Genomic DNA, 19,855 nt, shown 5'->3' on the forward strand with positions numbered 1-19,855 from the left:
TCGTGGGTTTAGGCCGTGGCTGAGCTTGATGAAAATTGGCTAATAGCGTTTGAGGCCGCATTGTGGTTGCATTTCTATCTTGATCGCCAAGGTGCAGGAATTTGTGACGAGGTGGCTTTGCGTTACGCCGACCTGCCGCCGCGTGAAGCCGCATTTGCTTACGCCGACGATTATGAAATTCAGCGAGTCGATGTCGATTGGCTCACTGTGCCAGGCGTTTGTCGGTTTCGCCGCTGATCGGCGGGAGATTGATTCGCCTGGTAATCCACCGCCCAATCGCGATTGTTGCGTGCCGTTGATCCGGTCGAGGCGCTGGTACGTGGTTTCGGCAAGCTGGATGCCGTGTTTCTGAGCGCGGCGCAGCGGCGCAAGAGCCGCGCCGGTCTGTCGTTCGAGCATCACGTCAAGCGCCTGCTTGTGGACGGGCGCGTCCTGCACGAAGCGCAGATCGCGGTGGGTGCCCGTCGCCCGGATTTCGTATTGCCGGATGTGGCCGCGCTCAACGACCCGCGACGCACCGAATCGTTGATTCTGTCGCTCAAGACCACCCTGCGCGAGCGCTGGAAGCAGCTGGGACTGGAGCGCCGGCACGGCGCCGTGTTCCTCGCCACGGTGGATGACCGCGTGTCCACGCCGGCCATCGAGATGGCCCGCAACGACATCGTGCTGGTGGTGCCGGAGCCTCTCAAGAAATCGAGGGAAGCCGTGTACGAGAAGCAGGACGAGGTGATCACCTTCCGCCACTTCTTCGATCATGAAATCCGTGCCAGCCGGCCTTCACTGTTGCTGGCGCGTTGAACCGGGCGTCGCAAGCCGTGAGACGCAGTCGTTCCATGCTGGCTGGGGCAGGCCGTCGTGGGGCAAGGAAAAATGCTGGACATGTTGATTGCGGGGGGCATTTTTCTTCTGGCCGTGCTGTTGGCCGTCGGGACCTTCGGTGCGATGTCCGCGCTCATCGGCCGGGTGTTGAACAGCCTGATGGGATCTGCGGACTGTGCAGGCTTGACGCAGGTGGGTGAGCTTGAACGCGCTCATGCCGAAACCGTGCTGGCGCATTTCGAGAACATCCGCGCGGCGGCCATCGACGATGACTGGGAGCTGTTTCACACCCTGAATGACGAGTTGCGAGTACTTGATCCGGGGGCGTGGGCGGAATTCAATGATGGGCTGCGCGACGCAAATGTTCCCGCGCGCAGAACGTCGAAACGTCGCCGCCGCACAGGCTGAGCAGGCGCTCCGTTTGCCGCCGGGCGCGCAATGCCGAACGGCCCGCATTGCTGCGGGCCGTTCGGCATTGCGGGGTGTGGCGGATTACTTCATCTTGGCGGCCTTGCGCAGAGCGTCGGCCTTGTCGGTCTTTTCCCAGCTGAAGGCGGTGGCTTTCTGCTTCCTGCCGTCGCCGTCGGTGTAGCCGATTTCCTTCGGCTTGCGGCCGAAGTGGCCGTAGCTGGCGGTGGGCTGGTAGATCGGGTGCTCCAGGTCCAGCATGCGGGTGATCGCGTACGGGCGCAGGTCGAAGTGGGCGCGGATCAGCTTCTCGATCACGTCGTCGCCGACCTTGCCGGTGCCGAAGGTGGTGACCGAGATCGAGGTCGGCTGGGCCACGCCGATGGCGTAGGACACCTGCACTTCGCACTTGTCGGCCAGGCCGGCGGCGACGATGTTCTTGGCCACGTAGCGCGCGGCGTAGGCGGCGCTGCGGTCGACCTTCGACGGGTCCTTGCCGGAGAATGCGCCGCCGCCGTGGCGGGCCATGCCGCCGTAGGTGTCGACGATGATCTTGCGCCCGGTCAGGCCGCAGTCGCCCACCGGCCCGCCGATCACGAACTTGCCGGTCGGGTTGATGTGCACCTTGTTCTTCGGCAGCGACTCCAGCCACTTCTTCGGCAGCACCGGCGCGAGGATGTGCGTGCGCACGGCCTCGACCAGGTCCTTCTGCTTGATGTCGGCATCGTGCTGGGTGGACAGCACCACCGCGTCGAGGCCAAGCACGGTGTTGCCGTCGTAGCGCAGGGTGACCTGCGATTTGGCGTCCGGGCGCAGCCACTTCAGCTTGCCGCTCTTGCGCACCTTGGCCTGCTGCTCCACCAGCCGATGGCTGTAGTACAGCGGGGCCGGCATGAACTCGGGCGCTTCGTTGCAGGCGTAGCCGAACATCAGGCCCTGGTCGCCCGCGCCCTGGTCTTCCGGCTTGCGGCGATCCACGCCCTGGTTGATGTCGGGCGACTGCTTGCCGAGCATGTTGATGATGGCGCAGGTGTGGCCGTCGAAGCCGACGTCGGAGTTGTCGTAGCCGATGTCGTTGATGACCTTGCGCGCCAGCGCCTCGATGTCCACCCACGCGCTGGTGGTGACTTCGCCGGCGACGATGGCGGCGCCGGTCTTCACCAGCGTCTCGCAGGCCACGCGGGCGTGCTTGTCCTGGGCCAGGATCGCGTCCAGCACGGCATCGGAAATCTGGTCGGCGATCTTGTCCGGATGGCCTTCGGAGACCGATTCGGAGGTGAACAGGTAGCTGGACATCGCGGCTCCTAAGTAGTGATTCATCCTTGCATTCGGATGAAAAGATGGGTGTGCATGATACAGCGCAATGACGGGATGTGCATCTTGCACCCATTGCCGCGACTCCTGCATTCGGTGGACGTTAAGCAGCGCGGCTGCGGTTAGCATCGCGGCATGGATTCGCTCACGCACCTGTTTTATGGCGGCGTCATCGCCGCCGCCATCGCGCCCAGGCAGCATCGCCGCGCCGCCCTGCTGGCCGGCATGGCGTTGAACACGTTGCCCGATCTCGACGTGTTGCCGCTGCTGCTCAGCGACGACCCGGTGCTGCGGATGACCTGCCATCGCGCCGCCACGCACTCGTGGCTGGTGCTGCCATGGGTGGCGTGGGCGATCTGGGGGTTCTTCAAGGGGCGCGGCGGGCGCGTGGCGCAGTCGCCGCAGCGCTGGTGGTGGGCGATCTTCATTTGCCTGATGGCGCATCCGTTGCTGGACTGCTTCACCGTGTACGGTACCCAGCTGCTATGGCCGCTGCCGCTGCGGCCGATCATGTGGAGCAGCCTGTTCATCGTCGATCCGCTGTTCACCCTGCCGTGGTTGCTGGCGTTCCTGCTGGCGATGCTCGCCGGCACGCGGCGCTGGGGCGGACGCGCGCTGGCTGCAGGCATCGCGCTCGGGGTCGGCTATCTGGGCTGGTCGCTGGCGGCGAAGTTCGCGATCGAGCGCGAGGCCGACCGCACATTGGCGCGCATGGGCTTGGCCGATGCGCCGCGCTTCTCGGTGCCGATGCCGTTCAACACGCTGCTGTGGCAGGTCACCGCGATGACGCCCGGCGGCTTCGTCGTGGGCGAGCGGTCGCTGGTCGCGGATCACGGGCTGATGCGCTTCGTTGCCTATCGTACCGACGTCCAGGCGCTGCACGAGGCAGGTGGCCTGCCCGTGGTGCGGCGACTGGTTTGGTTCAACCACGGCTTCATGAAGGCGCAGGTGCGCGACGGCGTGCTGGTGCTCAGCGACCTGCGCATGGGCCTGGAGCCGGACTACACCTTCAATTTCGCGGTCGCGCGGCGCGATGACGGACGGTGGCGGGCGCTGTCGCCGCCGCAGCAGATGCGCTTCGCTTGGCAGGCGAGGCGCCAACTGGTGTCGCTGTGGTGGCGCATCTGGCGTCAGCCGACGGGCGATCAAGCCACTTCCGGCAGCTCCGGCACGACGCCCGCGACCAGCGCATCGAAATAATCGCGGGTCAGGCGCAGCTGCTCGTCTGCCGTCTGCGCGCGGTTGACCACGGCGCGGAAGGCCCCGTTCTCCGGCCGATCCTTGGCATACCAGCCCAGGTGCTTGCGCGCGATGCGCACGCCGGATTGCTCGCCGTAGAACGCGTGCAGCGCGTGCAGGTGACCCAGCAAGATGTCGCGCACCTCGGCCAGCGCCGGCTCTGGCAGCAGCTCGCCGGTGGCGAGGTAGTGCGCGATGTGGCCGGGCAGCCACGGCCGGCCCTGTGCCGCACGCCCGATCATCACCGCATCTGCGCCGGTGTGAGCCAGTACCCGCGCCGCCTTGTGCGGGGAGTCGATGTCGCCGTTGGCGATGACCGGGATCGACAGTTGCGCCTTGATCCGGGCGATGGTGTCGTACTCCGCGTTGCCGGTGTACTGCTGGTCGCGGGTGCGGCCGTGAACCGTGAGTGCCGCGATGCCGGCGTCTTCGGCGATGCGCGCGATCTCCGGCGCGTTCTTGTGGTGGGCATCCCAGCCGGTGCGGATCTTCAGCGTGACCGGCACGTCCGCTGCTTTCACCACGGCGCTGACGATGCGCGCCACCAGCGCCGGTTCGCGCATCAGCGCGCTGCCTGCCCAGGCATTGCATACCTTCTTGGCCGGGCAGCCCATGTTGATGTCGATGATCTGCGCGCCATGCGCCACGTTGAAGCGCGCGGCCTCGGCCATGATCTCCGGCACGGTGCCGGCAATCTGCACGCTTACCGGTTCCGGCTCGCCCATGTGATCCATCCGATGCAGCGACTTGGCCGTGGTCCAGAAACGCGGGTCGGAGGTGGTCATCTCCGACACTGCAAGGCCCGCGCCAAGCCGCTTGCACAGCAACCGGAAGGGTTTGTCGGTCACGCCCGCCATGGGCGCGAGGATCACCTTCGGTTCGATGGGGTGGGGGCCGATCTGCATCGCGATAGTGTAGAACCGGCCCCGGCCCAGCCGCCCACGCGCTGGCTCAGAGGGCTGCCAGGTAAGGCATGGCCAGCGCCGCGCCGGCCTGCTCGGTGGAGTGCGCCGCATAACGGTTTGCGAAGCGCACATGCTCGATGAAGGCAGCGTCTGGCAGCTGCGCCAGCGATGCCGCCAGGGCGCCGTTGAAGGCATCGCCGGCGCCGGTGGTGTCCACCACCTGCGCGGATTCCGCCGAAATGCGATAGCAAGCCTGGGTGTCGCCGCGCAGGGTGGCGTCGGCATGCGAGACGAAGCAGCCACTGGAGCCCAGCGTGATGATGACCGTGCCGTCCGGAACCAGTTCACGGCACAGCGCGTGCAAACGCTGCTGGTCGATGCCGGAGACCAGGTCGGCATCGATGCGTTCGCCCACGTGACGCACCAGCAGTGCGGAGAATTCGGTTTCGTTGGGCGTGAGGATGTCCACGCGGCCCAGCATCGCGCGGTCGATGGCGGCATTGGCCGGCGCCGGGTTGAGCATGGCGATCGCGCCGGCTGCACGCCCCGTCTGCAGTGCCTGCGCCACCGTGTCCAGCGGCGATTCCAGCTGCGCCAACACCACGTCGCCGGTGCCAATGCCTTGCAGCGATCTCGCGACGGCGTCCGCCTGCAGTGCCGCGTTGGCACCACTGCCGATCACGATGCAGTTGCGACCCGCGGCATCGACGTAGATGCCGGCGGTGCCGGTCGGCACTTGGGCGATGGTGGCCTGCAGGTCGATGCCATCGTTCGCGCATAGCGTGCGCGCCAGCTGCGCGGCGGGGTCATCGCCCAGCGCGCACACGAAGCGGGTGTCCGCGCCCGCGCGCCGCGCGGCAATGGCCTGGTTGAACCCCTTGCCGCCGGGCCCGAACGCATAGTCGCCGCCCAGCGTGGCGCCGGCCACCGGCAAGGTCGCCACGCGCCAGACGTGATCGACGTTGAACGAGCCGGCGACGAAGACGCGGGCCGTGCTCATGGGTTGCCCACGTCGGCGGCGCCGTGCGCGGGAATGACCTTGTGCGGATCGTGGCGATGTTTGAACAAGGGCACGAACAGCAATGCCATCGCCAGCGAATACAGCGCAAACGCGATCCAGATGCCGTGCCAGTCCTTGGTGCCATCGGCACCCGTGAAATATGCGTCGATCATCCAGCCACTGATCGAACTTCCCAGCACCGCGCCGATGCCATTGGTCATCAGCATGAACAAGCCTTGCGCGGATGCGCGGATGCGCGGATCGCTCTGCTGTTCCACGAACAGCGAGCCGGAGATGTTGAAGAAGTCGAACGCCATGCCGTACACGATGCAGCTCATCACGATCATCCACAGGCCCGGGCCGGGGTTGCCGTAGGCAAACAGGCCAAAACGCAGGAACCAGGCCAGCATGCTGATCGTCATCACCGTCTTGATGCCGAAGCGCTTGAGGAAGAACGGAATGGTGAGGATGAACAGCGTTTCGCTGATCTGGGAGATGGAGATGATCACCGCCGAGTGGCGCACGCCGAAGGTGTCCTTGAATTGCGGCAGGCTCTCGAAGTCCTTGAGGAACGTCACGCCGTAGGCATTGGTGAGCTGCAGCGCGGCGCCCAGCAGCATCGCGAAGACGAAGAAGATCGCCATGTTGCGATTGCGGAACAGGCGGAACGACGTGAGGCCGAGTGCGTCCACCAGCGAGCGGCTTTCGTCGCGCCCCAGGCGCGGCGGCGCGGCGGGAAGGCTGAACCCGTACAGCCCGAGCAGGAAGGAGCCGGCGGCCGCCACGTAGAATTGGCCTGGCGAGGACTCGAACCCGAGCCAACTCGTGGTCCATGTCGCGGCGATGAAGCCCACGGTGCCCCAGACGCGGATGGGCGGGTAGTCGCGCACGACGTCGAAGCCCTGTTGCTTGAGCGCGTTGTAGGCCACCGCGATCGCCAGCGAGATCGTCGGCATGTAGCACAGCATGGTGGCCAGGATCAGCCAGAAGAACTGTTCCGGGTTGGCGGCGCCAGGGAGCAGGCAAAGGAACACGCCGCCAAGGATGTGCAGCGCGCCGTAAAGGCGCTCGGCGTTGATCCACCGGTCGGCCACGATGCCCATCAGCGAGGGCATGAACAACGCAGAGATGCCCATCGTCGAGAAGATCGCGCCGAAGCTGGTCCCCGACCATTGCCGGTTCTGGAACCAGTACGCGCCCACGGTGATCAGCCACGCCCCCCAGATGAAGAACTGGAGGAAATTCATCACGGTCAGGCGCAGCTTCAGGCTCACGTAGGCTCCCCATGCGAGGCGGTACGGTGCGCCTGCTTGGGGCAGGGTAGTCAGCGCCGCCATCGCCGGCAAGCGGGGAGGCTCACGTTTCTCGTGCCACCACGCGGTTGCGGCCTTCCAGCTTGGCTTGGCGCAGGCGCAGATCGGCCCGGCGCAGGAGCTGCGACAGATCGGTTCCGTCCTGCGGCCAGCTGGCGATGCCGGCGCTGAAGGTCATCCGCATCGGGTCATCGCCCACCTCCGGGGCAAACGGTTGCGTGCTCATGCTGCGGCGAATGGTTTCCATGCGCTCCCAGGCGCGCCCGGTGGGCAGCGGCATCACCAGCACGAACTCCTCGCCGCCCAGGCGCACCAGCCAGTCGCCTTCCTCCATCCCGCCGCGCAGCACCCCGACCGCGTGGCGCAGGGCGCGATCGCCCGCCTGATGGCCCACCTCGTCGTTGATGCGATGGAAGTAATCGAGATCGATCAGGCACAGCGTGAGCGAGCTGCCGTTTTCGCGCGCGTCCTCGGCCAGGCCGGGGAAGCGGTGCACCAGCAAGGTGCGGTTCGGCAATCCGGTAAGGCCGTCACTGCCCGACAGCTCCACCAGGCGCTGCATGCGATAGACAACCGCGGCCGTGATCAAGGTGGCGATGACCAGCAAGAACAAGCGTTGCAGCACGTTCGACACGCGCGCGCTGCCGTAGTCCGCAGAGGCAAGTTGTTCGGGGGCGTTGGCCAGCAGGAAGATCGCCAGTGCCAATGCGGCGTATTGCAGCATCGCCATGGCGCCGGTGTAGAGCGTCAGCCGGCCATCGTTGCGCAGCGCGGTCATGACGATGGCAAGCAGGTACAGCGCCCACACCACCATGCTGTTGATGGCCGCCGCGGGGGAATCGGTGGCCAGCAGGACCAGCACCAGGGTGATCAGGCTCACGTCGTAACTGGCGGTGGCCCATGGCAGCCAGCGGTAGTGGCGCGGCTTGCGGGCCAGGCCCAGCCAGGCCTGCGACAGCGCAATGGCGGCAATCACCCCCAGCATGCCGGCAACGCCCTCATTGGGCGTGAACTCGCCGGTGGCCAGGTTGATCAGCGGCAGCAGCAACAGGCCCAGCGACAGGCCGGCGCGCAGCTTCGCCACCAGCAGCTCGCCGCCAGCGCCCAGCTCCAGCATCAGCGCGTCCGGTGGCGCGCGCAGCTGCTGCCAGAACTCCCGCAAGTCGGGCCCGATGATTCCCACGCGCACTCCCCCAGTGAGGCCTTCAGCATAGCGCGGCAGGGAATCCTGCCCGATGTGCCCGGTGCCGGGCCTCTGCGTGCCTGCCGCCGCCGGGCCTATACTCGCGGCACAACTTCGGGGAGAAGGTTCCATGGCACCTGCACTTGCGCTGATCCTGCTGCTGGCCGGCATCATCCTGTTGTCAAAAACCGTGCGGATGGTGCCGCAGGGGTATGAATGGACGGTGGAGCGCTTCGGGCGCTATACCCAGACCCTCAGCCCGGGCCTGCACTTCCTGATGCCGGTGGTTTACGGCGTGGGTCGCAAGATCAACATGATGGAGCAGGTGCTGGAGGTTCCCAGCCAGGACGTGATCACCAAGGACAATGCGGTGGTCAAGGTCGACGGCATCGTGTTTTTCCAGGTGCTGGATGCAGCCAAGGCCGCCTATGAGGTGGCGCAGCTGGAAATCGCGATTCTCAATCTGGTGATGACCAACATCCGTACCGCCATCGGTTCGATGGATCTTGACGAGTCGCTGTCCAAGCGCGACGAGATCAACGCCAAGGTGCTGGTCGCGGTGGATCAAGCCACGCACCCGTGGGGCATCAAGGTCAACCGCATCGAATTGAAAGACATCGCGCCGCCGCGCGACCTGGTGGATTCGATGGCACGGCAGATGAAGGCCGAGCGCGAAAAGCGCGCGAACATCCTCGAAGCCGAGGGTTTCCGGCAGGCGGCCATCCTCAAGGCAGAGGGCGAAAAGCAGTCGGTGATCCTGGAGGCCGAGGGCAGCAAGGAAGCCGCGTTCCGCTCCGCCGAAGCGCGCGAGCGGTTGGCCGAGGCCGAGGCCAAGGCAACCCAGGTGGTGTCCGACGCGATCGCCAGCGGCAGCGTGCAGGCGATCAATTACTTCGTCGCGCAGAAATACATCGAAGCGTTCAAGGCGTTGGCCGAAGCGCCGAACCAGAAGTTCGTGATGATGCCGATGGAATCGGCCGGCGTGATCGGTTCGCTGGGCGGCATCGCGGAATTGGCGCGGGAAGCCATGGGGCAGAAAGCGGCGGCCAAACCGGTTTCCCAGGAGCGCTGAGTGATGCGTTGGGACATATTCGCGTGGGCGGCATTCGCACTGCTGCTGTTTGCCGCCGAGGCGATGGCACCCGGCGCCTTCATGCTGTGGCTCGGGTTTGCCGCAGTGGCCGTGCTGCTGGCTGTGTTCCTGATTCCCGGCATCCCGCTGTTGGCGCAGGTGGCAGCCTTCGTGGTGCTCAGCTTCGTGTCGATCCAGATCTACCGGCGCTGGTTCCGCAACCGCGAGCCGATCAGCGACCAGCCTGCGTTGAACCGGCGCACTGCCGCCCTGATCGGGCGCGTGGTGCCTCTGGAGCGCGGCATCGTGGAAGGGCGCGGGCGGGTGCAGATCGCCGATGCCTATTGGGATGTCGCCGGGCCGGAACTGCCGGCGGGCACGCCGGTGCGGATCATCGGCGGCGACGCCATGACCCTGCAGGTGGAAGCGGCCTGATCCCGGGCCGCTTGTCGCATACCGGCGCGTAGGGTGCGTGCGTTCTGGGATAATGCCTGTCCCCACGCAGGCAGATTCTCCCCATGACGCAAAAGACCATCCTCAACGAGACCCATCGCGCGCTCGGCGCCAAGATGGTCGATTTCGGCGGCTGGGACATGCCGATCCACTACGGATCGCAGATCGACGAACACCATCAGGTGCGACGCGACGCAGGCATGTTCGATGTCAGCCACATGACCGTGGTGGATCTGACCGGTGCGCGCACGCGCGAGTTCCTGCGCCACCTGGTCGCCAATTCGATCGACAAGCTGCAGAAGTCGGGCAAGGCGCTCTATACCGCGATGCTCAATCAGCAGGGCGGCGTGGTCGACGACCTCATCGTCTATTTCATGGATGAATCCTGGTTCCGGTTGGTGGTGAATGCCGGCACGCGCGAAAAAGACCTGGCCTGGATCTCGGCGCAGGCCAAGGCGTTCGACGTCGATGTGCGCGAGCGCCCCGAGTTCGGCATGGTGGCGGTGCAAGGTCCAAGCGCGCGCGACAAGGTGATCGGCCTGCTGCGCGAAGAAGACCGCGCGCCGGTGGCGAAGTTGGCGCGTTTCGCCGCCCGCACCGCAAAGACCGAAGATGGCGTTGACGTGTTCGTCGCCCGCACCGGCTACACCGGCGAAGACGGTTTCGAGGTGATCGTGCCGGAGGCGCAGACCGTGGCGTTCTGGAATGCGCTGCTGGCAGCGGGCGTCAAGCCGGCGGGCCTGGGCGCGCGCGACACCCTGCGCCTGGAGGCCGGCATGAACCTGTACGGCCAGGACATGGACGAAACCGTCACGCCGTTCGAAGCGGCGCTGGCGTGGACGGTGGTGCTGGATGCCGGTCGCGACTTCATCGGGCGCGGCGCACTGGAAGCGCAGCAGGCTGCCGGCAACGCGCGCCAGATGATTGGCCTGGTCATGGACGAGAAAGGCGTGCTGCGCCATGGCCAGAAAGTGCTGACCGCCAATGGCGATGGCGAGATCCTGTCGGGCACGTTTTCGCCGACCATCGGCAAGGCGATCGCCTTTGCACGCGTGCCGGCCGGCGAGCCCGGCGCTGTCCGCGTCGACATCCGCGGCCGCGAAGTGCCGGTGCGGGTGGTGAAGTTCCCCTTCGTGCGCGACAACGTCATTCAACCGGGCATCTGACCTTTCCCCCGGCGCTTCGCTAGACTTCCCCCACACCCCCCACGCACTGCGCAACAGGAGCCCTTCGATGAGCGAAATCCCCGGCGATCTCAAATTCCTCAAATCCCATGAGTGGGTTCGTGCCGAAGGCGGCGGCAAGGCCACCATCGGCATTTCCGATCATGCCCAGGGCCTGCTTGGCGACCTGGTGTACGTGGAGCTGCCGAACGTGGGCGACCGGGTCGAAGCCGGCAATGCCTGCGCGGTGGTGGAGTCGGTAAAGGCGGCTTCCGACGTCTATGCGCCGATCAGCGGCACGGTGGTCGAGGTCAATGCGGCATTGGCCGACAAGCCTGAAACCATCAATGAAGATGCCTATGGCGACGGTTGGTTGTTCGTGATCGAGCTGGATGACGCCGAGCAACTCAACGAGCTGCTTGGCCCGGACGAGTACGCCGAGTTGTTGGACAGCGAAGAGCACTGATCGCACGCACGCCATCGTGCAACCGGAACCCGCAGCGGAAACGCTGCGGGTTTTTTCGTTTGCGGCATCCGGGCGGATGCGAAACGAGGCAGCGGCCGCGGAAAAGTTCGCGCAAAGTTCGCGCAAACCGGTTGGTGCGACGCGAAATCGATGCGCCGGTCGCCACCCGGTGAGGGCGCGCCTGCGCACGGCATCCACGCTGCACGTCGATGCATCCGCGGGCAAGGAAGCATGATGCAGGAATTCGACGTGATGGCTGGAAGCCGCGCCCTGCCTGGCGATCAATGGATCGTGTTCGCGCACGCTGCGCGCGTGCGCGTGCTCATGGTGCGCAGGCCCGCCCTGATATGCAGGCGATCGATGTTGCCGTTTGCAACGCTGCGTTGAACGACTTCGCGAAAGATTGTTGACACTTGAAAAAAGCGTGATTAGGTTTCGCCCAGCAGACGTTTCCTGCGGAAGATGGTGAGCACGCACAACTTGCAATCCGGCGGCGCGGCAAGACATTCCACCTGCTTCGGCGAACGGTGGATGCAGGCAGCCTGTCCCTTGCGCAATCGTGTGCCGCTGGTTTCGGCAACGTCCATGTTCAAGACCTGCAGCGCACCCCGCCGCAGGTTTTTTAATGGACGGGGAATGTTCCAGGTCGATGCGATGCAGATTGCGCGCATCGGCACAGTATCCGTTCCAGCGCGCCTGGCGCGCCGGCGGTCGATCGCGGGTCCGATACCCGCGGTGTCTTTCGCAACTGGGCTTTACCGATTTACCCATTGACGAGGAGCCATACCATGGCCGTGAAAAAAGCTGCAAAGAAGGTCGCTGCCAAGAAGCCGGCGGCGAAGAAAGTTGCCAAGAAAGCCGTGAAGAAGGCCGCGGCGAAGAAGCCCGCGGCGAAGAAGGCCGTTGCCAAGAAGCCGGTCGCCAAGAAGGCCGTTGCCAAGAAGCCGGCTGCCAAGAAGGCCGTGAAGAAGGCCGTTGCCAAGAAGCCGGTCGCCAAGAAGGTCGTTGCCAAGAAGGCCGTTGCCAAGAAGCCGGCTGCCAAGAAAGCCGCCCCGAAGAAGGCTGTTGCCAAGAAGCCGGCTGCCAAGAAGGCCGCGCCGAAGAAGGCTGCTGCCAAGAAGCCAGCCGCGAAGAAGGCTGCTCCGAAGAAGGCTGCTCCGAAGAAGGCTGCCCCCAAGAAAGCTGCCCCGAAGAAGGCGAAGCCGGCAGTGATGCCGCCGATGCCGGCACCCACAGCCACCATGTAAGACCCGCGACCGGGCCGGGAGAATCCCGGCTCGGCGCAGTTTCATTCTGCAGACCCTTCCCGTTGCCCAGGCGGGAGGGGTTTCTTTTGCGCTGCGATTGGCGCGGAAGCGCGCCAGCGTGACTCAGGGGGGTGATGCCTTGGCGCGCGACGCGTTGGTGCCAGCAGGCGTTGCGCGATCGGCATACAGCAGGTCTTCGGACCCATCCACGGTGTCATCGTCCAGCCACTTGCCATCGGGCAGTCCCAGCGCGGCATCCAGAATGGTGGGCATCAGTCCGCTGGGAAGCGGGCTCTCGCTGTTCCACAGGATAACCACGCCCATGTCCTGCTCGGGCAGCAGTGCCATCATGCCGCGATAGCCCTGCACGGCGCCGCCGTGGAAGATCACGTTGTGGCCGGCGTAGTTGTAGTCGCGCCAACCCAGCGCATAGCTGGCCGAGGTCAAGCGACCGCGACGCCAGGACGAGCCGCGAATTTCACTTGGAGTGTCGATCAGCGGTGCGTGCAGCGTGGCCAGCAGCGGCGCCGGCAGCACGTCGGGGCGATGCCCGCTGTGGGCGATCAGCCACTGCGCCATGTCGCTGATGCTGGCATTGACGCCGGCCGCAGGGGCGACGCGGTAGTAGTTCGGCTTGGGCATCAGCGACACCCAGCCGCCACGGCCACGGACATGCGGCTTTGCCCAGCTGGCGCTGGCCTCGATGCCTTCCAGCCCGTAACTGGCATCGTGCATGCCCAACGGCTTGAAGATGCGGCTGGCCACGCTTTCGCTGTAGAACTTGCCGGTGGTGGCGAACACGATGTCGCCGATCAGGCTGAACGCCACGTTCTGGTAGGCATAGCACTGCCCCGGCGCACACGCCATTGGCGCGTTGGCCATGCGTTGGGTCAGGCTGTGGTAATCGACATCGCCTTCCAGGTCGCGATCGAACGCATTGCGGGTCAGTCCGGTGCGATGGCTGAGGATGTCCGCCACGGTGACCTGGCTGGTCGCGTCCGGGGTGGCCAACTGGAACGAGGGGACATAGTCGGTCAGGTGGCTGTCCCAGCGCAGGACGCCGTCGTTGACCAGGATGCCGGTCATGGTGGCGGCAAACGACTTGGAGAGCGATGCAAGGCGGAAAACCGTATGTGCATCGACCGGCTGCGGTTGATTCACGTCGGTGATGCCATAGCCGCGTGCGCTGAGGATCTTGCCGTTCTTGACGATGGCCATCGCCAGGCCGGGGATGCGGCCATTGGCCACCAGTGCCGAGGCAATCGCCTCGAAGCGTGCAACGTCCAGCGCCGAGGCGGGCACTGCGCTGGCGGTACCGGCGACGCCTGCGGCTGGCAGTGGCTGCGGCAACGAGGCAGCGGGCTGTGGGCGACTGATCTCGCCACGCAGCGGCACGGCATCCTGCGCGGTGGAGCCCATGGCCAAAGGCAACAGCGCTGCCACCAATCCCGTGCGCCAGGAGAACCGTGGGTTGCGCTCTTTCATCGGTCTTTCTCCCTGCGTATGCTGCAACGACGGGCTGATTCTAGCGCCTGTTTCCACGGTTGCATGAACAAGGGGAGCTTTGATGCTGGGCCTTTTGATTTTTATCGTGATTGTTGCCGTGGCGGCGTTCTGGGCAATCGGCATCTACAACGGCCTGGTGACCGCCAGGAACGCCTATAAAAACGCGTTTGCGCAGATCGACGTGCAGCTGCAGCGCCGTTTCGACCTGATCCCGAACCTGGTCGAGGTGGCCAAGAAGTACATGGCGCACGAGCGCGAGACGCTGGAAGCGGTGATCGCCGCGCGCTCGGCCGCGCAATCGGGCCTGGCGGCAGCCAAGGCCAACCCCGGCGACCCGAATGCGATGGCCACGCTGGCTGCGGCGCAGGGCCAGCTGAATGCCGGGCTGGGCCGGCTGCTGGCGGTGGCCGAGGCCTATCCGGACCTCAAGGCCAACCAGAACATGATGCAGCTCACCGAGGAGCTGACCAGCACCGAGAACAAGGTCGCGTTCGCGCGGCAGGCGTTCAACGACATGGTGATGGCCTTCAATAATCGGCGCGAAGTGTTCCCCAACAGCATCTTCGCCGGCATGTTCGGCTTTCTTCCGGCGACGTTGCTGGAGATCCCGGCGGACAAGCAGGCGCAGGTGCGCGAGGTGCCGAAGGTGCAGTTCTGACACGGCTGATTCCCTCTCCCCATCAGCGGGGAGGAGGTTTGCAGATTGGCTGAAGGACCTGACACGCCATGAATTTCTTCGAGCAACAGGCTGCGGCGAGGCGAACCTCCTCGCGGCTGGTGTTCTTGTTCGCGCTGGCCGTGATCGGCATTGTCCTGGCGGTGGATCTGGCGGCCTGGATCGTGGCGCCTTCGCCGAAGTCGCTGGCCTTCGCGACCCTCGGCACGCTGGGCGTGATCGGCCTGGGGTCGCTGTACCGCATCGCCAGCCTGGCCGGTGGCGGTGAAACGGTGGCGCAGGAAATGGGCGGCAGTCTGGTGCCGGCGGAGACCACGGATCCAGCCCTGCGCCGCTTGCGCAATGTGGTGGAGGAAATCTCCATCGCGTCCGGCGTGCCGGTACCCAAGCTCTATGTGCTGGAAGACGAGCTGGCCATCAATGCGTTTGCGGCGGGATTCAGCACGTCGGATGCGGTGGTGGCGGTGACGCGGGGCGCACTCGACCGGCTCAATCGCGATGAACTGCAGGGCGTGATCGCGCATGAATTCAGCCATGTGCTCAATGGCGACATGCGGCTCAACATCCGCCTGATCGGGATCCTGTTCGGGATCCTGATGATCGGACTGATCGGCCGCAAGATTCTGGAAGGCAGCCGGTTCGGCGGCCGCAGCAAGAATGCCGGCGCCCTCCTTGTCGCCGCGCTGGGGGCGATGGCGATCGGGTACATCGGGCTGTTCTTCGGGCGCATGATCAAAGCCGGCATCAGCCGCAACCGCGAGCGTCTGGCGGATGCAAGCGCGGTGCAGTTCACCCGGCAGACCTCGGGACTCGCCGGCGCCTTGAAAAAAATCGCCGGGCTGGAAGATGGGTCAAGGCTGGGGCAGCGCGGCAATACCGAAGAAGTCAGCCACATGTTGTTCGGCGATGGCATCGGGTTCTCCGGTTTGTTTGCCACGCACCCGCCGCTGTTGGAGCGCATCCGGGCGCTGGAACCCGGGTTTCGCAGCGAGCAGCTGCAGCGGCTCAAGGCGGACTGGCGGCACTCGCCGCCGGACGGGCTGCGGGAAGACCTCGCGTTGGGGCTGGCCGAGTCCGGCAGCCGCCGCTTGTCGGATGCCGGGCGCCATGTCGTGATCACGCCGGCGATGGTGGCCTCGCAAGTAGCGCATCCCGCCGACGATGACTATCGACAGGCCGATGCCATCGCCGAGGCGATGCCGGAAGCGCTGCGCGATCTGGCCCGCGGGCGTGAAACGGTGATGCCGCTGCTGCTGTCGCTGCTGTTGGCGCAGGACGAGGTGCTGCTGGACAGGCAGCGGCTGGAGATCGCCTCGCGCCTGGGCGGCGACGTGGCCGAACACGCCCTGCGCATCCACCAACAGCTCACCGCCGACCTGCACCCGATGCTGCGCCTGCCGCTGGCGGCGCTGGCGTTCCCGGTGCTGCGCCTGCGGCCGCGCCCGCAGCTGGATACCTTCCTCGACGTGGTGCATGCCGTGGTGCATGCCGACGGCGAGGTGTCGCTGTTCGAATATTGCCTGGGCAAGCTGCTGGCCGTGCAGGTGCGCGAATCGCTGGACCCCTCGCGCTATGCGCGCTTCGGACGACGCAAGCCGGGCAGCGTGCGCACCGAGTTCGCGACGTTGCTGGCCGTGATCGCGCAGTTCGGCAATGACGATGAGGCAACGGCACGCCGCGCCTATCTCGCCGGCTTGCAACGCGTCTTGCCGCGCGATCACGTGGCGTATGCGCCGCCGGCAGAAGGCGTGCAGGCGTTGGAACAGGTGTGGGATGCGCTGGATGCATTGGATCCGCTGGCCAAGCAGGTCATGGTGGAAGCCATCACCGATGCGATCAGCAGTGATGGCCGGGTCAGCGTGGCCGAAGCCGAACTGCTGCGCACGATCTGCGGCGTGCTGCATTGCCCGCTGCCGCCGATGCTGGAGCGGAGCTGACCTGCTCCCTCCCTTGCGAAGCAGGGGAGGGTTGGGGAGGGGTGCTCTTGTCAGCCAGCCTTGATCAGATCCGCAGCGCGTTCCGCAATCATGATCGTCGGCGCATTGGTGTTGCCGCCGGGCAGGTTCGGCATCACCGAGGCATCCACCACGCGCAGGCCCCCGACGCCGTTGACGCGCAGCTGCGGATCGACGACGGCGGCTGCGTCACTGCCCATCCGGCAGGTGCCGATGGGGTGGTAAACGGTCTCGGCGCGGTTGCGCACGAACTCGATGAAATCGGCTTCGCTGCGCGGGGTCTGCGCAGGGAAAATCGGCGCGCCGCGATACGGGTCGAAGGCTTTCTGCGCGAGGATCTCCAGCGACACGCGCGCGCATTCCACCAGCATCTTCAGGTCGAAGCCTTCCGCATCCCCCAGGTAGTTGGGGTCGATCAGCGGCTTGTCGCTGGCGCGGTTGCTGGCCAGCGTCAGTCGGCCGCGACTGTGGGGACGCAGGAAGCAGGCGTGCATCGTGTAGCCATCGCCGGGCAGGCGGTGGCGGCCGTGGTCGTCGATCATGGCCGGAATGAAATGCAGCTGGATGTCGGCGCGCGCATCGGGGGCAAGGGTCGAGCGCACGAAGCCTGCACCCTCGGCCACGTTGCTGGTACCGGGGCCGCGATGCCCGCGCAGGAAATAGTCGAACGCCGTCTTCAGCTCGCTGGCGCGGTCGTAGCTCAGCGGCTGGCTGCAATGCTGCAGCGTGGTGACGTCCAGATGATCCTGCAGGTTGTCGCCGACGCCGCATGCATCGTGGCGCACGTCGATGCCGAGCTTGCGCAGGGCATCGGCCGGCCCGATGCCGGACAGCATCAACAGTTGCGGCGAATTGATCGCGCCGCCGCTCAGGATGACCTCGCGCCGGGCTTCGAACTGCAGGCTGCGGCTGCCCTGCGAGCACGCCACGCCGGTGGCGCGGTTGCCGGTGAAGGTGATGCGATTGACGTTGATGCCGGTGCGCACGGTCAGGTTGGGCCGCGTCTTGGCCGGGTTCAGGTAGGCCACTGCGGCAGAGCAGCGCGCGCCGTCGCGCTGGGTGACCTGGTACTGGCCCACGCCTTCCTGCTGCGCGCCATTGAAGTCGGGGTTGAACGGGAAGCCGGCTTGCTGGCCGGCGTCCACGAAGACGCGCGTCAGCGGGTTGACGTGGCGCAGGTCCGCCACCGAGAGCGGGCCGGACGCGCCGTGCCAGGCATCGCCGCCACGGGCATTGCCCTCGCTGCGCTTGAAGTAGGGCAGCACATTGTCCCAGTGCCAGCCGGTGGCGCCATGCGCCGCCCACTCGTCGTAGTCGGCGGCAACGCCGCGGATGTAGCACATCGCGTTGATCGAACTGGAGCCGCCCAGCACCTTGCCGCGCGGGCACCAGAGCACGCGCCCACCCAACTGCGCCTGCGGCACGGTGGCGTAGTTCCAGTTGATCGATGTCAGCGCGGCGATCTTGGCCAGCCCGGCGGGCATGTGGATGAAGGGGTGCCAGTCACGCCCGCCGGCTTCCAGCAACAGCACGCGCGTGTTCGGGTCTTCGCTGAGCCGGTTGGCCAGTACGCAACCGGCCGAGCCGGCACCGATGATGATGTAGTCGAACACATGCTGTCCCGCTGCGATGACAGGTCGAACCTATGCGCGGTGGCTAGAGCAAATGCTCGGCCGCCGGGCTGGCACCGGTACGCGCCTGCGGTTACCGTTGCGCATCGCGGTCTCCACCCCGGCATGTCATGACTCGTCGCCCCGCCGCTTCCGGCAGCATCGGCCGCTTCAAAACCGCGCTGGGCGAATCGCCGCCGCTGCTGTGGTCATTCCTGTATTTTTTCTGCCTGCTGTGCGGCTATTACGTGCTGCGCCCGGTGCGCGAGGCGATGGGCGCGTCCAGCGACGTTGCCGCCGTGTTCCCGGCGGCGTTCATCGACTTCTTCGCGGCGCATGGCCTGCCGCTCAAGGACTTCACCCTGCAGGTGCTGTTCACCTGCACGTTCCTGATCATGCTGGTGCTGCAACCGGCCTATGGCTGGCTGGTCAGCCGCTGGCCACGGCGGGTGTTCCTGCCCGCGGTGTACGGCTTCTTCATCCTCACCCTGCTGCTGTTCTACGTGATGTTCAACAGCGGCGTGCCGGGGCGCGGGATGGCGTTCTTCCTGTGGATCACCGTGTTCAACCTGTTTGCGGTGGCGGTGTTCTGGAGCTTCATGGCCGATGTCTGGTCGGATGCCGACGCGCGCCGGTGCTATGGCTACATCGGCGCGGCCGGCACGTTTGGCGCCATCCTCGGGCCGATGTTGACCCGCGTGCTGGTTGAGCGGATTGGCATCGCCCATTTGATGCTGGTGTCCGCTGGCTTCCTCGCGCTGTGCATCGTTTGCCTGTTGCGGCTGCGTCGTCATGCCGTACAGCGTGAGCTGCAGCAGCACTTGGCCAGCGGCGAGACGCCGATGGGGGGCAGCGTGCTGGCCGGGTTGAAGCTGCTCGCCAGCGAGCCGCTGCTGCGCTGGATGGCGGTGCTGACCGTGTTCGGCGTGGGCGTCGGCACGCTGCTCTACAACGAGCAGGCCGCCATCGTGCGCAAGTTCTATCCGGATCCGCAGGCGGCAACGGCCTATTACGCAAGCATCGATCTGGCGGTGAATGGGCTGACCCTGCTGGTGCAGCTGTTGGCGACGCGCAGCCTGTTGTCGCGCTTCGGCATCAGGCCGGCGCTGCTGTTGCCGGCATTCGCCGTGCTGCTTGGCTACGCCGCGCTGGCGGCCTCGCCGTTGCCGCTGCTGGTGGCGGTGGTGCAGGTGGTCACGCGCAGCGGCGAGTTCTCGCTGGGCAAGCCGGCGCGCGAGACCATCTATACGCGCGTTGCCCGCGAATGGCGTTACAAGGCCGGTGCAGCCATCGACACGGTGATCTACCGCGGCGGCGACTTGACCTTTGTCTGGCTCCACAAACTGCTGTCGGCGTTGGGTTCGCAGGCGGTGTTTGGCGTTGGCCTGCTGGTGGCCGGCGGCTTCGTGCTGGGCGCGTGGAAGCTTGCTGGCGAAGCGGAAAAGCTGCCGCAGGCGCGCACCGGAGCGCCGGACTGAACATGGCAACGGCGGGCCGAAGCCCGCCGTTGCCATGCAGTGCGCGCA

At 65.9% G+C, this 19,855-nt stretch carries 20 protein-coding genes; 12 read left to right on the plus strand and 8 right to left on the minus strand.

What is annotated here, in order from left to right; all coding sequences use genetic code 11:
• The first annotated feature begins 15 nt into the window (after nt 1-15).
• From LIW09_RS01895 to LIW09_RS01905, 3 genes are all read left to right on the plus strand, one after another.
• The gene (locus LIW09_RS01895) at nt 16-237 is read left to right on the plus strand and encodes a hypothetical protein (RefSeq protein WP_256646292.1); all 222 of its coding nucleotides are present in this window, start codon (nt 16-18) and stop codon (nt 235-237) included.
• Between the two features lie 48 nt (nt 238-285).
• Entirely contained in the window at nt 286-798 is a 513-nt protein-coding gene (locus LIW09_RS01900) for a type II restriction endonuclease (protein WP_256646293.1), read from the plus strand.
• A 72-nt stretch (nt 799-870) separates the two neighbouring features.
• On the plus strand, nt 871-1,227 hold the full coding sequence (locus tag LIW09_RS01905; RefSeq protein WP_256646294.1) for a hypothetical protein: 357 nt from the start codon (nt 871-873) through the stop codon (nt 1,225-1,227).
• A gap of 84 nt (nt 1,228-1,311) precedes the next feature.
• Here LIW09_RS01905 and metK read toward each other — a convergent pair whose 3' ends face one another.
• A complete protein-coding gene (gene metK / locus LIW09_RS01910) occupies nt 1,312-2,523 on the minus strand; it encodes a methionine adenosyltransferase (RefSeq protein WP_256646295.1) in 1,212 nt (403 codons plus the stop codon).
• Nucleotides 2,524-2,676: 153 nt separating this feature from the next.
• Here metK and LIW09_RS01915 point away from each other — a divergent pair, with 153 nt between their 5' ends.
• Nucleotides 2,677-3,741: a metal-dependent hydrolase gene (locus LIW09_RS01915; RefSeq protein ID WP_256646296.1), complete on the plus strand. Its 1,065-nt coding sequence runs from the start codon at nt 2,677-2,679 to the stop codon at nt 3,739-3,741.
• On the opposite strand, the gene dusB is transcribed toward LIW09_RS01915, so the two are convergent.
• From dusB to LIW09_RS01935, 4 genes are all read right to left on the minus strand, one after another.
• Nucleotides 3,687-4,685: a tRNA dihydrouridine synthase DusB gene (gene dusB, locus LIW09_RS01920; protein WP_256646297.1), complete on the minus strand. Its 999-nt coding sequence runs from the start codon at nt 4,683-4,685 to the stop codon at nt 3,687-3,689. The two genes, LIW09_RS01915 and dusB, sit on opposite strands and share 55 nt — an antisense overlap.
• A gap of 46 nt (nt 4,686-4,731) precedes the next feature.
• Entirely contained in the window at nt 4,732-5,685 is a 954-nt protein-coding gene (locus LIW09_RS01925; protein ID WP_256646298.1) for a ribokinase, read from the minus strand.
• The gene (locus LIW09_RS01930; RefSeq protein WP_256646299.1) at nt 5,682-6,959 is read right to left on the minus strand and encodes a nucleoside permease; all 1,278 of its coding nucleotides are present in this window, start codon (nt 6,957-6,959) and stop codon (nt 5,682-5,684) included. The genes LIW09_RS01925 and LIW09_RS01930 overlap by 4 nt, the downstream gene beginning before the upstream one ends.
• 82 nt (nt 6,960-7,041) lie before the next feature.
• Nucleotides 7,042-8,181, minus strand: a complete 1,140-nt coding sequence (locus tag LIW09_RS01935) for a GGDEF domain-containing protein (protein WP_256646300.1) — start codon at nt 8,179-8,181, stop codon at nt 7,042-7,044.
• Between the two features lie 130 nt (nt 8,182-8,311).
• Between LIW09_RS01935 and LIW09_RS01940 the strand changes: the two genes are divergently transcribed.
• From LIW09_RS01940 to gcvH, 4 genes are all read left to right on the plus strand, one after another.
• A complete protein-coding gene (locus tag LIW09_RS01940; protein WP_256646301.1) occupies nt 8,312-9,253 on the plus strand; it encodes an SPFH domain-containing protein in 942 nt (313 codons plus the stop codon).
• 3 nt (nt 9,254-9,256) lie between these two features.
• Nucleotides 9,257-9,688, plus strand: a complete 432-nt coding sequence (locus LIW09_RS01945; protein ID WP_256646302.1) for an NfeD family protein — start codon at nt 9,257-9,259, stop codon at nt 9,686-9,688.
• Nucleotides 9,689-9,771: 83 nt separating this feature from the next.
• Nucleotides 9,772-10,872 carry a glycine cleavage system aminomethyltransferase GcvT gene (gene gcvT, locus LIW09_RS01950; RefSeq protein ID WP_256646303.1) on the plus strand — a complete coding sequence of 367 codons (1,101 nt, stop codon included), beginning with the start codon at nt 9,772-9,774 and terminating at the stop codon, nt 10,870-10,872.
• Nucleotides 10,873-10,939: 67 nt separating this feature from the next.
• Nucleotides 10,940-11,335 carry a glycine cleavage system protein GcvH gene (gene gcvH / locus LIW09_RS01955; RefSeq protein WP_256646304.1) on the plus strand — a complete coding sequence of 132 codons (396 nt, stop codon included), beginning with the start codon at nt 10,940-10,942 and terminating at the stop codon, nt 11,333-11,335.
• A 428-nt stretch (nt 11,336-11,763) separates the two neighbouring features.
• On the opposite strand, the gene LIW09_RS01960 is transcribed toward gcvH, so the two are convergent.
• Nucleotides 11,764-12,006: a hypothetical protein gene (locus tag LIW09_RS01960; protein WP_256646305.1), complete on the minus strand. Its 243-nt coding sequence runs from the start codon at nt 12,004-12,006 to the stop codon at nt 11,764-11,766.
• A 117-nt stretch (nt 12,007-12,123) separates the two neighbouring features.
• On the opposite strand from LIW09_RS01960, the gene LIW09_RS01965 reads away from it, so the two are divergent.
• Nucleotides 12,124-12,582 (plus strand): histone H1-like repetitive region-containing protein, encoded by a 459-nt coding sequence (locus LIW09_RS01965; protein WP_256646306.1) that lies wholly within the window; start codon nt 12,124-12,126, stop codon nt 12,580-12,582.
• A 123-nt stretch (nt 12,583-12,705) separates the two neighbouring features.
• On the opposite strand, the gene LIW09_RS01970 is transcribed toward LIW09_RS01965, so the two are convergent.
• Nucleotides 12,706-14,067, minus strand: coding sequence for a serine hydrolase domain-containing protein (locus LIW09_RS01970; RefSeq protein ID WP_256646307.1), 1,362 nt, complete (start codon nt 14,065-14,067; stop codon nt 12,706-12,708).
• A gap of 85 nt (nt 14,068-14,152) precedes the next feature.
• Between LIW09_RS01970 and LIW09_RS01975 the strand changes: the two genes are divergently transcribed.
• Together LIW09_RS01975 and LIW09_RS01980 are read left to right on the plus strand one after the other, a co-directional pair.
• Nucleotides 14,153-14,746: a LemA family protein gene (locus LIW09_RS01975; RefSeq protein ID WP_256647121.1), complete on the plus strand. Its 594-nt coding sequence runs from the start codon at nt 14,153-14,155 to the stop codon at nt 14,744-14,746.
• 68 nt (nt 14,747-14,814) lie between these two features.
• Nucleotides 14,815-16,701 carry a M48 family metallopeptidase gene (locus LIW09_RS01980; protein WP_256646308.1) on the plus strand — a complete coding sequence of 629 codons (1,887 nt, stop codon included), beginning with the start codon at nt 14,815-14,817 and terminating at the stop codon, nt 16,699-16,701.
• Nucleotides 16,702-16,751: 50 nt separating this feature from the next.
• Here LIW09_RS01980 and LIW09_RS01985 read toward each other — a convergent pair whose 3' ends face one another.
• Nucleotides 16,752-18,332, minus strand: coding sequence for a GMC family oxidoreductase (locus LIW09_RS01985; protein WP_256646309.1), 1,581 nt, complete (start codon nt 18,330-18,332; stop codon nt 16,752-16,754).
• A gap of 128 nt (nt 18,333-18,460) precedes the next feature.
• Here LIW09_RS01985 and LIW09_RS01990 point away from each other — a divergent pair, with 128 nt between their 5' ends.
• Nucleotides 18,461-19,807, plus strand: coding sequence for an NTP/NDP exchange transporter (locus tag LIW09_RS01990; RefSeq protein WP_256646310.1), 1,347 nt, complete (start codon nt 18,461-18,463; stop codon nt 19,805-19,807).
• Nucleotides 19,808-19,855 lie beyond the last annotated feature (48 nt).

Origin of the sequence: Thermomonas paludicola, from assembly GCF_024498955.1 — a bacterium.
GTDB lineage: Bacteria > Pseudomonadota > Gammaproteobacteria > Xanthomonadales > Xanthomonadaceae > Thermomonas > Thermomonas paludicola.

Excerpts from the sequence above, each read along its gene's own strand:
- LIW09_RS01990 (WP_256646310.1), top strand. The coding sequence starts at position 18,461 with ATGACTCGTCGCCCCGCCGCTTCCGGCAGCATCGGCCGCTTCAAAACC.
- LIW09_RS01965 (WP_256646306.1), top strand. The coding sequence starts at position 12,124 with ATGGCCGTGAAAAAAGCTGCAAAGAAGGTCGCTGCCAAGAAGCCGGCG.
- LIW09_RS01970 (WP_256646307.1), bottom strand. The coding sequence starts at position 14,067 with ATGAAAGAGCGCAACCCACGGTTCTCCTGGCGCACGGGATTGGTGGCA.
- metK (WP_256646295.1), bottom strand. The coding sequence starts at position 2,523 with ATGTCCAGCTACCTGTTCACCTCCGAATCGGTCTCCGAAGGCCATCCG.
- LIW09_RS01960 (WP_256646305.1), bottom strand. The coding sequence starts at position 12,006 with ATGCGCGCAATCTGCATCGCATCGACCTGGAACATTCCCCGTCCATTA.
- LIW09_RS01905 (WP_256646294.1), top strand. The coding sequence starts at position 871 with ATGCTGGACATGTTGATTGCGGGGGGCATTTTTCTTCTGGCCGTGCTG.
- LIW09_RS01980 (WP_256646308.1), top strand. The coding sequence starts at position 14,815 with ATGAATTTCTTCGAGCAACAGGCTGCGGCGAGGCGAACCTCCTCGCGG.
- gcvH (WP_256646304.1), top strand. The coding sequence starts at position 10,940 with ATGAGCGAAATCCCCGGCGATCTCAAATTCCTCAAATCCCATGAGTGG.
- LIW09_RS01940 (WP_256646301.1), top strand. The coding sequence starts at position 8,312 with ATGGCACCTGCACTTGCGCTGATCCTGCTGCTGGCCGGCATCATCCTG.
- LIW09_RS01915 (WP_256646296.1), top strand. The coding sequence starts at position 2,677 with ATGGATTCGCTCACGCACCTGTTTTATGGCGGCGTCATCGCCGCCGCC.
- dusB (WP_256646297.1), bottom strand. The coding sequence starts at position 4,685 with ATGCAGATCGGCCCCCACCCCATCGAACCGAAGGTGATCCTCGCGCCC.
- LIW09_RS01945 (WP_256646302.1), top strand. The coding sequence starts at position 9,257 with ATGCGTTGGGACATATTCGCGTGGGCGGCATTCGCACTGCTGCTGTTT.
- gcvT (WP_256646303.1), top strand. The coding sequence starts at position 9,772 with ATGACGCAAAAGACCATCCTCAACGAGACCCATCGCGCGCTCGGCGCC.
- LIW09_RS01925 (WP_256646298.1), bottom strand. The coding sequence starts at position 5,685 with ATGAGCACGGCCCGCGTCTTCGTCGCCGGCTCGTTCAACGTCGATCAC.